Raw genomic sequence first — 13,646 nt, forward strand, 5'->3', positions numbered from 1 at the left:
CCTTACGCCGCGTTCACGGTAAAACTTTCGCCGCAGCCGCAGCGGGCGGTTTCGTTGGGGTTGTGGAAGACGAACGACGACGACAAGGTGTCGGCCTTGAAGTCCATGGTGGCGCCGATCAGGAACATCACCGCGCCGGCTTCCACGAACACCGTTACCCCGTCCTGGGTGACGGTTTCTTCCAGGGCGCGCGGGCCGTCCTCGGCGAAGTCCACCTTGTAGGACAGGCCCGAGCAGCCCTTGCGGGTGATGCCCACCCGCACGCCCACCACCGGGGTTTCGGCCTGGCTCATCAAGGTGGTGATCCGCTCGACGGCGGCGGGGGTCAGCGTCAGAAGGGGCGGCAGGCTCATGCGGACTCTCCTCGTGGCGGAAAAACGCAGGCGTCGGGCCGCGCCCTCGCGGGATCAGAACATGTCGAGCGCGACCCGGGCCACATCACTCATACGTTCCGGGGTCCAGGGCGGATCCCAGGCGAGGGTGACAATCACCTCGCCCACGCCGGGCACCGAGGCCACCCGGTGGGCCATTTCGTGGGGCAAGGTGCCGGCCACCGGGCAGGCCGGGGCGGTGAGGGTCATCAGGATGCGGCACGTCCCCGCGTCGTCGAGGGCGACGTCGTAGATCAGGCCCAGGTCGTAGACATTGACCGGGATTTCCGGGTCGTAGATCTCGCGCAGGGCCTCCGTCACCGCCTCGATGGGGGCGGGGGGGGTGCCGGGATCGAGGGGGGCGCCGGCTTTGGCGACCTCGCCCGCCTCGGGCGGGGGCAAGGGCGAGGCGGACAGGGCATAGGGAGGCATCATCGGGGGATCTCGCTTTCTCGACCAGGCATCAGGCGAAGAACGAGCGGACCGTTTCCAGTCCGCGCACCAGGGCGTCGATATCGGCGCGGGTGTTGTACAAGCCCAGCGAGGCGCGCGCCGTGGCACTCACCCCCAGCCGCCCCATCAGCGGCTGGGCACAGTGGTGCCCCACGCGAATGCACACCCCGCTTTGGTCCAGGACGGTGGCCATGTCGTGGGGATGGGCACAGTCCAGGGTAAAGGATATCACCGCCACCTTGCCCGGCGCGGTGCCATACAGGCGCAGGCCCGGCACCGATGAAAGCGCCTGGACCGCGTAGGTCAGCAGATCGGCTTCGTGGGCCGCGATCGCCGCTTGCCCCAGGCCGGTCACGTAGTCGATGGCGGCGGCAAGGCCGATGGCCTGCACGATGTTGGGGGTGCCGGCCTCGAACTTGGCGGGCGGCGCCGCCCATTCCGAGCGCTCGAACGACACCGAGGCAATCATGTCGCCGCCCCCGCGCCACGGCGGCATGGCCTCCAGAAGGGCGTGGCGGGCGTACAGCACCCCGATCCCGGTGGGGCCATAGAGCTTGTGGCCCGAGAACACGTAGAAGTCCACGTCCAGCGCCTGGACATCGACCCCGCCATGCACCACGCCCTGGCAGCCATCCATCAGCACCAGCGCGCCCTGGGCATGGGCGCGGTCGATCAGGCGCCGGGCCGGCGGCACCGTGCCCAGCACGTTCGATGTCTGGGTGAAGGCCACCAGCTTGACCTCGGGGGTCATCAGGCGATCGAAGGCCTCCAGGTCCAGGGCGCCTTCGTCGGTGATCGGGCAGACCTTCAGCGTCACGCCCTTTTCATCGCGCAGCATCTGCCAGGGCACGATGTTGGAGTGGTGCTCCATTTCCGTGATCAGCACCGCGTCGCCGGGGCCAAGGTGGGCGCGGCCGTGGGTTTGGGCCACCAGGTTGATGGCGTCGGTCGCCCCCATGGTGAACACGATTTCCTCGGGGCGGGCGGCGTTGACGAACCGGCGCACGGTCTCGCGCGCCTGTTCATAGCGCACGGTCGCGCGTTCCGACAACCAGTAGGTGCCGCGATGGACGTTGGCGTATTCGCCTTCCATCATCTGGACCATGGTGTCGATGACCGCGCGCGGCTTCTGGGCCGAGGCGCCACTATCCAGGTAGATGATCGGCTTGGAGCCGTGCACCTTTTTCTGGAACACCGGAAAATCGGCCCGCGCCGCCTCGACGTCAAAGCTCGTCGGGTTGGACGCTGGCGAGGAACCCCCTGTCGTCGTCATCATCGCTTCTCACACGTTCCAGGTCGCCTGGGCGCGGCCGCGTTGCCAGTCGCGCACCCGTTCGGTCAGGGCGTCGCGCACCGCCTCGTCGGCCACGGTGGTCAGGGCGTCTTCCAGGAAGGCCTCGACCAGCAAGGCCCGCGCCGTTTCCTCGTCGATGCCCCGGCTTTGCAGGTAGAACAGAGCCTCGGCATCCATTTCGCCGGCGGTGGCGCCGTGACTGCAAGCCACGTCGTCGGCGTAGATCTGCAATTCGGGCTTGATGTCCACCTCGGCGCCCGGGGTCAGCAACAAGGCCTGGTGCAACTGCTGCCCGTCGGTGCCCTGGGCATCGCGCCGGACCAGGATCTTGCCCTGGAACACGCCGCGCCCGGTTTCATCCAGCACGCCCTTGAACAGCTGCGACGATTTGGCGTTGGGCACCGCGTGATCCACGAACACCGTGTTGTCGATGTGCTGGCCCTTGCGCGCGGCGTAGGCCCCGTTGACGTGGGCCTGGGCCCCTTCGCCGTCCAGCAGCACCCGTATTTCGTTGCGCACCAGCCGCCCGCCCAGGGTCAAGGTGAAGGCGTCGTAGCGCGCCCGCGCCCCCACGGTGGCGAGCACGGCGCCGATGTGCACGCCCTCGGGGGCTTCCGCCAGCAGGCGGACGTGGGACAGGTGGGCGTCTTCCCCCAGCACCACGTCGGTCACGGCGTTGATGACCGAGGGCGCCCCGGGCAGGCCGGAGTAGCTGACCGCGAGCGTCGCCCGCGCGCCGGCCCCCAGGCGGATCAGGCCGCGCGGGTGGGCCAGGGTGGCGCTCTCGCCGGGCACGCTCAGATGAATGATATGCAAGGGCCCCTCGACGCTCACGCCGGCGTCGATCTCCAAAACCAGGCCATCGGACAAGAAGCCGGTGTTGAGCGCCGCCAGCGGCAGCGTGGCCACGGCTTCCTGGGCCTGGGGCCGCTCCAGCACGGGGCGCAGGTGCCCGGGATCGGTCAGCAGCACCGCGCGCAGGCTGCCGGCCCGCACCCCGGCCGGCAGGCGGTCGAGGTCGGAAAGCGGCGCGCTGAAGCGGCCGTTCACGAACACCAGGCGCGGCACGTCCAGGGGCAGCAGGCGATCACCCGGCAGGTCGGCCGCCGTCAAGGCCGGCACGGCAGGCGGGGTTTCGACCGCCAGGCGGCCAACGGCGGAAAGATTGGTGTACTTCCAAGCCTCGTGGCGGGGGGTGGGGAAGCCCTGGCGGCGGTAGCCGTCAAGGCCCGCCTGGCGCACGGCGCCCAGCCAGCCCCCGCCCTCGGCGCGGGTTTCAGGATCCAGGAACGGGGTCGCGGCGGCAACGGGGGTGGCGGTCATGGGATCAAGCCGCCTGGGAAACGAAGTCGGCATAGCCCTTTTCCTCCAGCTCCCGGGCCAGCTCCTTGCCGCCCGAGCGCACGATGCGCCCATCGGCCAGAACGTGGACGAAATCCGGTTCGATGTAGTCCAGCAGGCGCTGGTAGTGGGTGATGCACAGCACCGAGCGCGTCGGGCTGCGCAGGGCGTTGACCCCTTCGGCCGCGATGCGCAAGGCGTCGATGTCGAGGCCGCTGTCCATCTCGTCCAGGATCATGAGATCGGGTTCCAGCATGGCCATCTGCAACACCTCGGCCCGCTTTTTCTCGCCGCCCGAAAAGCCGACGTTGAGCGGCCGCTTGAGCATGGCATCGGGAATGCCAAGCGCCTTGGTCGCGGCCTTGAGCCTGGTCAGGAAGGCGGCGGCGTCGATCTCGCTTTCGCCCCGGGCCTTGCGCCGGGCGTTCAAGGCGGTGCGCAGGAAGGTGGTGAAGCCCACCCCGGGGATTTCAACCGGGTACTGGAAGCACAGGAAGATCCCGGCCCGGGCGCGCTCCTCGGGGGCCATCGCGCTCAGGTCCTGGCCCTTGAAGCGCACGGTGCCCTCGGTCTGCTCGTAGCCCGGGCGCCCGGTGATCAGGTTGGACAAGGTGCTCTTGCCGGCGCCGTTGGGCCCCATGATGGCGTGCACCTCGCCCGGGTTCACGGTCAGGGACAGGCCCTTGAGGATCGGCTTGTCCTCGACTTGGGCATGCAGGTTGATGATCTCCAGGAGCGCCATGGATCAGGTCCTTGTTCGGGGCGGGCAAAGGGCAACGCGAGGAAAAGAGGAAAGGGGGCGCCAGGGCCTTAGCCGACGCTGCCTTCCAGGCTGATACCAACCAGTTTCTGGGCCTCGACGGCGAATTCCATAGGCAGGGTTTGCAAGACTTCCTTGCAAAAACCGTTGACGATCAGGGCCACCGCCTCTTCTTGCGACAGGCCCCGTTGCAGGCAATAGAACAACTGGTCGTCGCTGATGCGGCTGGTGGTCGCTTCGTGCTCGACCTTGGCCGACGGATTGCGGCTTTCGATGTAAGGGACGGTGTGCGCGCCGCAGCGATCGCCGATCAGCAGGCTGTCGCACTGGGTATGATTGCGCGCCCCTTCCGCCTTGGGCAGCATGCGCACCAGCCCGCGATAGGTCTGGTCGGAGCGGCCGGCGGCGATGCCCTTCGAGACAATGCGCGAGCGCGTGTTGCGCCCGATGTGGATCATCTTGGTGCCGGTGTCGGCCTGCTGGGCGTTGTTGGTGATGGCCACCGAATAGAACTCGCCCACCGAGTTGTCCCCTTGCAGCAGGCAACTGGGGTACTTCCAGGTCACGGCCGAGCCGGTTTCCACCTGCGTCCAGGAAATGCGCGAGTTCACGCCCCGGCAGGCGCCGCGCTTGGTGACGAAGTTGTAGATGCCGCCCCGGCCCTCGGCGTCGCCCGGGTACCAGTTCTGCACCGTGGAGTACTTGATGCGGGCGTTGTCCAGGGCGATCAGCTCGACCACGGCGGCGTGCAACTGGTTTTCGTCGCGCTGGGGCGCGGTGCAGCCTTCGAGGTAGGAAACCTCGGATCCCTCGTCGGCGATGATCAGCGTGCGTTCAAACTGGCCGGTGTTGCGCTCGTTGATGCGGAAATAGGTGGACAGCTCCATGGGGCAGCGCAGGCCCTTGGGGATGTACACAAACGAGCCATCGGTGAACACGGCGCAGTTCATGGTGGCGAAGAAATTGTCGGTGTAGGGCACCACCGAGCCCAGATAGCGCTGAACCAGCTCGGGATGCTCGCGGATGGCCTCGGAAATGGGGCAGAAGATCACCCCCATGTCGGCCAGCTTCTTTTTGTAGGTGGTGGCCACCGACACCGAGTCGAACACCGCGTCGACGGCGACCACGCCGGCCAGGATTTCCTGTTCCTTCAGGGGGATGCCCAGCTTGCTGTAGGTTTCCAGCAGCTCGGGATCGACCTCGTCGAGGCTCTTGGGGCCTTCCTTGTGCTTGGGGGCCGAGTAGTAATGGATGTTCTGGTAATCGATGACCGGGTAGGTCACGGCGGCCCAGGTGGGTTCCTCCAGGGTCAGCCAGTGGCGATAGGCCTTCAATCGCCACTCCAGCATCCACTCGGGTTCTTCCTTGCGCGCCGAAATGAACCGGATGATGTCCTCGCTCAGGCCCTTGGGCGCGGTTTCGGCCTCGATGTCGGTCACGAAGCCGTACTTGTACTGCCCCGTGACGTCCTGGAGGGTTTCGACCGTTTCTTGCGTGGCAACCATGATGCAATTCTCCGGCGCTTCGGGGCGCGAGGGCAGGAAGGGATAGGGAACGGATCAGGAGGCCATTTCGCCGGCCCTCTCGGCGCCCATCTCGGCGGCAAGGACGGCGGCGCGGGCCCGGGTGAACTCGGGGGCGAAGGCGGGCAGGGGACCGGCGGCCATGTCGGCCAGGGTGACCGTGCGCAAGGCGGCCTCGACGCGGCGGTTGACCGTGTCCCACTGGCCATTCATCGGACACAGCGAGCCCAGGCCACAGGCTTCCTCGCCGTCGGCATGGGGGGCCTTGTCCACGCACGCGGTCAGCGCGATCGGGCCTTCCAGGGCCTGGATCATGTCGGCGACGGTGATGGAACGGGGCGGATGCGCGAGCCCGTACCCGCCACAGGCCCCCCGGTGACTGACCACCAGGCCGCTGCGCAACAGCGCCTTCATGACCTTGGCCACGGTGGGCAACGGCACCCCGGTATCCAGGGCGATCTGCTGGGCCGCGCGCACCTTGTCGCTGCGGGCCATGTCGACCAGCAGCACCACGGCGTAATCGGTCAGTTTGTTGATCCGGAACATGACGGTCCTGCCCCCACGGCGAAAACAGCGATGTGGACCAAATTGGTCTTCTTTTCATAAGGGGCGATTTGACGAAAGATCAAGCGATGAATCACGGCACCCGGGCTGTCCACCGTTTTTTTCGCGCGCGGCCGTGTGGGGTTACCGGAGACGGTGCCATGGTGCGCGTGCGCCGGGGACTCGTTCGCCGGGCGGGACTCGGAGTCGTTCGCAAGCCGTTCCCTCGCGCACCCGGGCACCAGGGGCGCGGTATTATCTGGGGTCGTTCCAAGAAAAATGCGTCATGGTTGTTGACCAGCCTTGCACCCGCTTGGCGTCCGCCGGCATGATGCGCGCGCCGCACCAAGCGGGATCCACTGCCCTCGGGAGCGACCGCCCATGAATGATGATTTGCGCAAGCGCATTGAGATGCGCGCCTATCTCCTGTCCGAGGCCGAGGGGCACCCCGCCGGCCGGGAACAGGACTTCTGGAACCGGGCCGAGGCCCTGGTCCAGGCCGAACTGGAAGCCGAAACCGCCGCCGAACCGGCCGTGATTCCTGTCGCCGAGCCGGCCCCTGTTGTCGTCGAGCCGCCGCCCGCGCCTGTCGCCGCCGAGCCGCCGCCGGCCCCTGTCGTGATCGAACCCGCCCCGGCTCCCGCCGCTCCGGCTCCTGCCGCTCCGGCTGCGCCGGGAACGCCCGAGGCCGGGGCTCCGGCCCCTGAAACGCCCGCGGAGCCGCCCAAGCGCAAGACCGCGACCCGCAAGAAGAAGGACCCCGACGCCGCCAGCGAGGACAAGCCCGCCAAGCCCAAGACCACGCGCGCGCGCAAGAGCACCAAGGCGCCGCCGGCCGACAGCTAAAAAGGGAAACGGGCCGGCGGCTGTTTCGTCCTCTTGCCCGAATCCCGATCGCCTTGCGCACTTTCCCCCTTCTTACGTTTCGACGTGTTGGAGCACCATGGACCCGAAAGCCTTTTCCGAAGCGGTGGCCGCCCTGGTTGGGGCTCGTCACGGCAATCCGTTCGGCCTTCTGGGCTTGCACAGCGGCTCGGTCGAGGGGGGAGGCAAGGGGTACTGCGTGCGCTGCTTCCGTCCCCATGCGGCCTCGGTCAGCCTGATCGATGTCGCCGATGGCTCGGTCGTGGGCCCCATGCGCCGGGTGCATCCCGCCGGCGTTTTCGGCCTCGACCTGCCCGAGGGACGAGGGCCTTTTTCGTATCGCCTGCGCGTCGAGGAAGACGGGCAGATCCGCGATATCGATGATCCCTACCGCTTCGGGCCTGTCCTGGGCGATCTGGATCGCTATTTGCTGGGCGAAGGCACCCATCTGGAAATCTATCACAAGATGGGCGCCCACCCGATGACCGTCGATGGCAGCGCCGGCACCAGCTTCGCCGTGTGGGCGCCCAATGCCCAACGGGTCAGCGTGGTGGGCGAGTTCAACCGCTGGGACGGGCGCGTGCATCCCATGCGCCAGCATCCGGGCAGCGGCGTGTGGGACATTTTCATTCCCGGCGTCCACAAGGGCGCGCTTTACAAGTTCGAACTGGTCGGCCCCGATGGCGCCTTGCTGCCCGCCAAGGCCGACCCTTACGCTTTTTACGCCGAGCGCCCCCCCCACACCGCTTCCGTGGTGTGGGGCCTGCCGGATCATGTCTGGCATGACGACGACTGGATGGAGCGGCGCGCCGAGACCGTGGCGTGCAACGCGCCCATCAGCGTCTACGAGGTGCATCTGGGATCGTGGCGCCGCGACGCCCATGGCGAGCCCCTGAGCTACCAGGACTTGGCGGACACGCTGATCCCCTACGTGCGCGACATGGGCTTTACCCATATCGAGCTGCTGCCCGTCAGCGAGTATCCCTTTGATGGGTCCTGGGGGTATCAGCCGATCGGGCTGTTCGCGCCCACCAGCCGCTACGGCTCGCCCGAGGATTTCCGCGTCTTCGTCGACCGCTGCCACCAGGCCGGCATTGGCGTGATCCTGGACTGGGTGGCCGGCCACTTCCCCGAGGACGCGCACGGTCTGGCCTGGTTCGACGGCACCCATCTTTACGAACACGCCGATCCCCGCCAGGGCCGCCACATGGATTGGGGCACGTTGATCTTCAACTATGGCCGCAACGAAGTGCGCAACTTCCTGCTGGCCAATGCCCTGTACTGGCTCGATCAGTTCCACATCGATGGCCTGCGCGTGGATGCGGTGGCCTCGATGCTGTACCTCGATTATTCCCGCGAGGAAGGCCAGTGGATTCCCAACCGCTACGGCGGGCGCGAGAATCTGGAAGCCATCGATTTCCTGCGCCGCATGAACACGCTGGTCTACGACCGCTTCCCCGGCGCCGTCACCATCGCCGAGGAAAGCACGGCGTGGCCCATGGTCAGCCGTCCCGTCCACCTGGGCGGGCTGGGCTTTGGCTACAAGTGGAACATGGGCTGGATGAACGACACGTTGCGCTACATCAGCCACGAGCCGGTGCATCGCCGCTTCCACCAGAACGAACTGTCGTTCGGCCTGCTTTACGCCTTCACCGAAAACTTCGTCTTGCCCCTGTCCCACGACGAGGTGGTGCATGGCAAGCGCTCGATCCTGGGGCGCATGCCGGGGGATGCGTGGCAGCAGTTCGCCAACCTGCGCGCCTACTACGCCTTCATGTGGACCCATCCGGGCAAGAAGCTGCTGTTCATGGGCAGCGAATTCGCCCAAGGCCAGGAATGGAACCACGCCCAGAGCCTGGACTGGCATCTGCTGGCGGTGCACTGGCACCAGGGCGTCCAGGCCCTGGTCCGCGATCTCAACCGCCTGTACCAGGACATGCCCGCGCTTTACGAACGCGACACGGAAGGCGACGGCTTCGCCTGGGTGGATTGCACCGATAGCGATCAGTCGGTGATCAGCTACGTTCGCTACGGCGAGGCGCCGGCCCCCACCTCGGCCGCGACCATCGACTGCGAGCGCATCGAGCAGCCCATGCTGCTGGTGGTGTGCAACTTCACGCCCGTGGTGCGGAACGGCTATCGCCTGGGCGTCCCCCGGGCCGGCGTTTGGGATGAAGTCCTGAACACCGACAGCGGCTATTACGGGGGCTCCAACGTGGGCAACGGCACGATCGAAACCCAGGCCATTGTCTCGCATGGGCGTCCGCAATCGCTCTCGTTGACCTTGCCCCCGCTCGCGACCATCGTTTTGAAACCTCGGAGCTGACCGCCATGGAACGGCACCTGGAACCCGGCCTGCCCTGGCCTCTTGGTGCCCACCTCGTCGACGGCGGGGTGAACTGGGCGGTTTTTTCCGCCCATGCCACCGCCGTCGAGCTGTGCTTGTTTCCCGAGGATCGCGACCAGGAAATCCGGATGGCGCTTCCGGGACGCACCGGCCCGGTTCTCCACGGGTTCCTGCCCGGTGCCGGGGCCGGCTTGCGCTATGGCCTGCGGGCGCACGGGGCCTATGAACCCGAGCACGGCCATCGTTTCAACCCGAACAAGCTGCTGATCGATCCCCTGGCCCGGGCCCTGGACGGCCCGGTGATCTGGGATAACGCCCTGTTCGGCTACCTGCCCGACGCGGCCGAGGGGGATCTGACCTTCAGCACCACCGACAGCGCGCCGTTCGTCCCCCGCGCCCTGGTGATCCCGGAACAGGGTCGTCCGGGCCTGCCCCGCCCCCTCGATCCCGGCCGGCTGGTGATCTACGAAGCCCACGTGCGGGGCTCGACCATGACCCGCGACGATGTCAGGCGCACCGCGCGCGGCACCTTCGAGGCGTTCGCGGCGCCCGGCATGATCGATCACCTGCGCCGGCTCGGCGTGACGGCGGTTGAACTCCTGCCGGTGTGGGCCTTCGCCGACGAAGCCGCCTTGTGGCGCACCGGGCGCACCAACTACTGGGGCTACAACCCCATCTGCTTCGCCGCGCCCCACACCGCCTATGGGGACCCGGACGCCTTTTGTCGTCTGGCCGACCGCCTGCACGAGGCCGGGCTGGCCCTGATCTTGGACGTGGTCGTCAACCACACCGCCGAGGGGGACGAATTCGGCCCCACCTTGTCGTGGCGGGGGCTTGACAATGTGTCGTGCTACCGGCTGCGTCCCGACAACCCGCGCCGGTACCTCAACGACAGCGCGTGCGGCAATACCTTGCGCCTGGAGCACCCGCAGCTGCTGCGCATGGTCATGGATGCCTTGCGTTTGTGGGTGCGCGAGCGCGGCGTGGATGGATTCCGGTTCGATCTGGCCCTGACGCCCGCGCGTCATCACGGGGTGTTCGATCCGCAAGGGCCGTTCCTTTCGGCCCTGGCCCAGGATCCGCTGCTGTGCCAGGTGCTGCTGATCGCGGAGCCCTGGGACATGGGGCCGGGGGGGCATGCCACCGGGCGTTTCCCGCCGCCCTGGCACGACTGGAACGACGCTTTCCGCGATGGGGTCCGCCGGTTCTGGCTGCGCGAGGGCACGGCGGGCACCCTGGCCACCGCCCTGGCCGGATCCAGTCCGGTGTTCCAGCCGGCGGGACGGGGACCGCTGGCCGCCATCAACTATGTGACCAGCCACGACGGCTTCAGCCTGTCCGATCTGGTCAGCTACGCCCGCAAGCACAACGAGGCCAACGGCGAAGGCAACCAGGATGGCATGGACGCCGATTTCTCGGCCAACCATGGGATCGAGGGACCGACCGACCATCCCGGGATCCAGGCGTTGCGCGACCGTCAAAGGCGCAATCTGGTGGCGTCGCTGTTCCTGGCGCTGGGCGTGCCCATGCTGCGGGGCGGCGACGAAATGGGCCAGAGCCAGGACGGCAACAACAACGCCTATTGCCACGACGGCCCCCTCACATGGCTGGATTGGGAAAAAGAGGATCCCGCGTTCGCAACCTTCATCGCGCGGGTGGCCGCCTTGCGGGCCCGTCTGCCCCAGGTGCGCCGCGATGTGTTCCTGAGCGGCGCGCCGGGCCAGGATGGCATGAGCGATGTGGTCTGGCGTCGTCCCGACGGCGATCCCATGGGACTGGGGGAGTGGAACGGTCCCCTGAAGGCCTTTTCCATGCGCCTGAGCGGCGGGAACGGAACGCCCGATCTGCTGTTGCTGGTCAACGGTGGAGGCCTTAGTCAAACCTTCCGCCTGCCGGAGGATCGTCCCTGGGTCGTGGCGGTTTCCACCTGCGAGGCGGACAATCCCGATTTTGTTCCGCAAGCGACGCCCTCCGCCTCCGTCCCCTCCGAACCGGAGGCGCTGCTGTTGCCGCCGTTGTCGCTGGTGGCGTTGACCGGATAGGAAGCCATCCCGTGTTGCAAGGGCGGGCGGGGACTCGGTCCGCCAATCCAGGAGGACGCCCCGGCACGCTGGCCTGACTGTCGGGCGCATTTCAGCGCCGCGCCGGCACCGTGGTGGCGCGCACCCGGCAGGGCGGCGCCCGGCGCCCGGATCACGACGACGGGGGGGCATGGATCAGGCCGTGGTCGAGCAGGACCTGGCGCAGGGCTTCCACCTGATCGGACAGGATCTTGACGTTGCGGTTGGCGCGATCGAGGGCGGCGTTGAGCGCGCTGGCCACGGCCGCGTCGGTGAACACGTTTCCGGTGGCCAGCGTCACCTGGGCATCGGCCAGGCGGCCGTCGGCGGCAGCGCTGAGGCCCGCGCGGTCGGGGGACGCGAGCGAGGGCGGAGTCAGGCCGGCGCCCAGGCGTCGCCAGCTTGCGATCATCCAGGCGCCCGCGTACTGGGCCACCAGATGGACCAGGGCGCCTTGAACCGTCCATTCGGTGACGGAGCCTCCGTCGAAGCCCCCTTCGGCGACCAGGGTCATGGTGGCATCGGGGTCGGGGCCGGGGGCCAGCCACAGGGATTGCCCCTCGGGCACGGCGGCCATGGAGTCGGGCAAGGTCACGCGCGCGCCGTCGGAAACCACGATCAAGGCCCCCATGTCGGCCGCTCCCAGGATTGGATCGTCGTACAGGGGCAGGGTGTAGAGCCATGACGACAGGTAAGCCGGGGTGCCGGGCAGGGAAAGGCGGCAGGCCACCCGCCAGGCGTTGGCGCCCTCGTGGATCAGCCAGGCTCGTTCCGAGGTCAAGGTGAGGCGGGTGTAGGGGGCCTCGATCGTGCCGTTGGTGGCCTGGACCATGACACTGGCCCCCAGGGGGGCTTCCACCCACACACTGGCCCCGGCTTCCAGGGAGGCCCCGGCAAGGGTGATCCGTCCGCCGGCGGGCGGGCACAGCAAGACCCCGAGGTCGTCGGCGCTGATGGTCCAGGGGGTGGACACCGCCCGCGCCGTCCGCCATGCCGCCGAACCCGCTCCGCCTGCCTCGCCGGCCTCGCCGGCGGGGCCGGGTTCGGCGGCGGGCACCACGAGGGGGTCGGCCAACGGGCCGGTGCCGGAGGCCCGTTCCACCGCCACGCCCAGTTCCCACAGCGTGGCACCGGCGGCGTAGGTGTCGACCAGCCCTTCCATCCAGCGCTCGCGATCGCCTTGCGAAAGGACCCGCACCCGCTGCCCCGGATAGAAGGCCGCGCCGCCCGGAACCTCCCAGGTCAGGGTCACGCCCGTGGTCAGGGTGTGAACGGTGGGGCTGTCGGTGTGGAGCGCGGCCACGGTGGCCCACGTTCCGGCGCGTTGATCGCTCCACCAGTCGGGCGCGGCGACGTGGGTGTTCAAGCACAGGTAGGCGCCTCCCAGGCGGGTGACCACGTCGCCCCTGGCATAGGCGTTGCCCGCGCGCCAGGGACCACGCGCCTGCACCTGGGGGGCCGGCAGGCTGACGCGGGAACTGGTGCCATCGCTCAAGGTCACGATCAAGGCGCCGTCGCTCGCGCCCACGCTGGCGATGCCCACGGCCTGGCCCGGCGCGATCGCGGCGAGCGCCTGGCGCAGGGCAAAGAAATTGCGGTCCACTTCCGAGGCGGCGAGGGGCGCCCCCTTGCCGGCGCCCCAATCGGGATCGCTGGTCCGAAAGGTCAGGCTGATCACGCGAAACGCTCCCACGAAAAGGAAACAGGAAGAACACGGGGGCCGGCGTCAGGTCGCGGAGGTCCCGGCCGGGGCCGGGTCGAGGATCAGCACCATCCGCTGGCCGTTTTCGGCCCGGAAGGTCAGGCGCCGCGCCCGGGCGATGTCGATCCAGGCGCCCGAGCCATCGGAGGCTTCCACGCGCACCACGTCGCTTTCGCGCGCCACCTCGGTCCACACGGCTTCGGCGGCGGGGACGCGGGGCCGGGGCAGGCGCAACGAGCGTTGCGGCGGCACCAGGGCGCGCGCGCAGGTGTCGCCCTTGTCGGGGTTGACGGTTCCGGTCGCGGCCACCTCGGCGGCGGACGCGCGCGGGGTTTCCTGGGCGGCGCGCACCGCCCGGGTCAGGGTATCGCTCATCGGCGGGCCCGTG

Annotated in this window: 12 protein-coding genes; 3 read left to right on the top strand and 9 right to left on the bottom strand. The window is 68.3% G+C overall.

Translation table 11 applies throughout. The features are described from left to right. Positions 1–2: 2 nt before the first annotated feature. The 7 genes from ROR02_RS02775 to ROR02_RS02805 form a co-directional block, all read right to left on the bottom strand. Positions 3–353, bottom strand: coding sequence for a HesB/IscA family protein (locus ROR02_RS02775; protein WP_147162485.1), 351 nt, complete (start codon positions 351–353; stop codon positions 3–5). A 54-nt stretch (positions 354–407) separates the two neighbouring features. Beyond that, positions 408–806 (bottom strand): DUF59 domain-containing protein, encoded by a 399-nt coding sequence (locus ROR02_RS02780; protein WP_147162486.1) that lies wholly within the window; start codon positions 804–806, stop codon positions 408–410. A 28-nt stretch (positions 807–834) separates the two neighbouring features. Continuing rightward, complete coding sequence (locus ROR02_RS02785) at positions 835–2,100, bottom strand: aminotransferase class V-fold PLP-dependent enzyme (protein WP_147162487.1); 1,266 nt, start codon at positions 2,098–2,100, stop codon at positions 835–837. A gap of 6 nt (positions 2,101–2,106) precedes the next feature. Continuing rightward, a complete protein-coding gene (sufD, locus tag ROR02_RS02790) occupies positions 2,107–3,441 on the bottom strand; it encodes a Fe-S cluster assembly protein SufD (RefSeq protein WP_147162488.1) in 1,335 nt (444 codons plus the stop codon). A 4-nt stretch (positions 3,442–3,445) separates the two neighbouring features. Further along, complete coding sequence (gene sufC, locus ROR02_RS02795) at positions 3,446–4,201, bottom strand: Fe-S cluster assembly ATPase SufC (protein WP_147162489.1); 756 nt, start codon at positions 4,199–4,201, stop codon at positions 3,446–3,448. A 68-nt stretch (positions 4,202–4,269) separates the two neighbouring features. After that, positions 4,270–5,724: a Fe-S cluster assembly protein SufB gene (gene sufB, locus ROR02_RS02800; protein WP_147162490.1), complete on the bottom strand. Its 1,455-nt coding sequence runs from the start codon at positions 5,722–5,724 to the stop codon at positions 4,270–4,272. 54 nt (positions 5,725–5,778) lie between these two features. Beyond that, positions 5,779–6,288, bottom strand: a complete 510-nt coding sequence (locus ROR02_RS02805; protein WP_147162491.1) for an SUF system Fe-S cluster assembly regulator — start codon at positions 6,286–6,288, stop codon at positions 5,779–5,781. Positions 6,289–6,666: 378 nt separating this feature from the next. On the opposite strand from ROR02_RS02805, the gene ROR02_RS02810 reads away from it, so the two are divergent. The 3 genes from ROR02_RS02810 to glgX all read left to right on the top strand — a co-directional run bounded on the left by ROR02_RS02810 (position 6,667) and on the right by glgX (position 11,538). Further along, positions 6,667–7,131, top strand: coding sequence for a DUF2934 domain-containing protein (locus tag ROR02_RS02810; RefSeq protein ID WP_147162492.1), 465 nt, complete (start codon positions 6,667–6,669; stop codon positions 7,129–7,131). Positions 7,132–7,228: 97 nt separating this feature from the next. Continuing rightward, complete coding sequence (gene glgB, locus ROR02_RS02815; protein WP_147162493.1) at positions 7,229–9,475, top strand: 1,4-alpha-glucan branching protein GlgB; 2,247 nt, start codon at positions 7,229–7,231, stop codon at positions 9,473–9,475. Between the two features lie 5 nt (positions 9,476–9,480). Beyond that, positions 9,481–11,538, top strand: coding sequence for a glycogen debranching protein GlgX (glgX, locus tag ROR02_RS02820; RefSeq protein ID WP_147162494.1), 2,058 nt, complete (start codon positions 9,481–9,483; stop codon positions 11,536–11,538). Between the two features lie 151 nt (positions 11,539–11,689). On the opposite strand, the gene ROR02_RS02825 is transcribed toward glgX, so the two are convergent. Together ROR02_RS02825 and ROR02_RS02830 are read right to left on the bottom strand one after the other, a co-directional pair. Next, positions 11,690–13,234, bottom strand: a complete 1,545-nt coding sequence (locus tag ROR02_RS02825; RefSeq protein WP_147162495.1) for a carbohydrate-binding protein — start codon at positions 13,232–13,234, stop codon at positions 11,690–11,692. A gap of 48 nt (positions 13,235–13,282) precedes the next feature. Next, a complete protein-coding gene (locus ROR02_RS02830) occupies positions 13,283–13,633 on the bottom strand; it encodes a hypothetical protein (protein WP_147162496.1) in 351 nt (116 codons plus the stop codon). Positions 13,634–13,646 lie beyond the last annotated feature (13 nt).

It is taken from the genome of Pararhodospirillum oryzae, from assembly GCF_007992075.1.
Classification (GTDB): Bacteria; Pseudomonadota; Alphaproteobacteria; order Rhodospirillales; family Rhodospirillaceae; genus Pararhodospirillum; species Pararhodospirillum oryzae.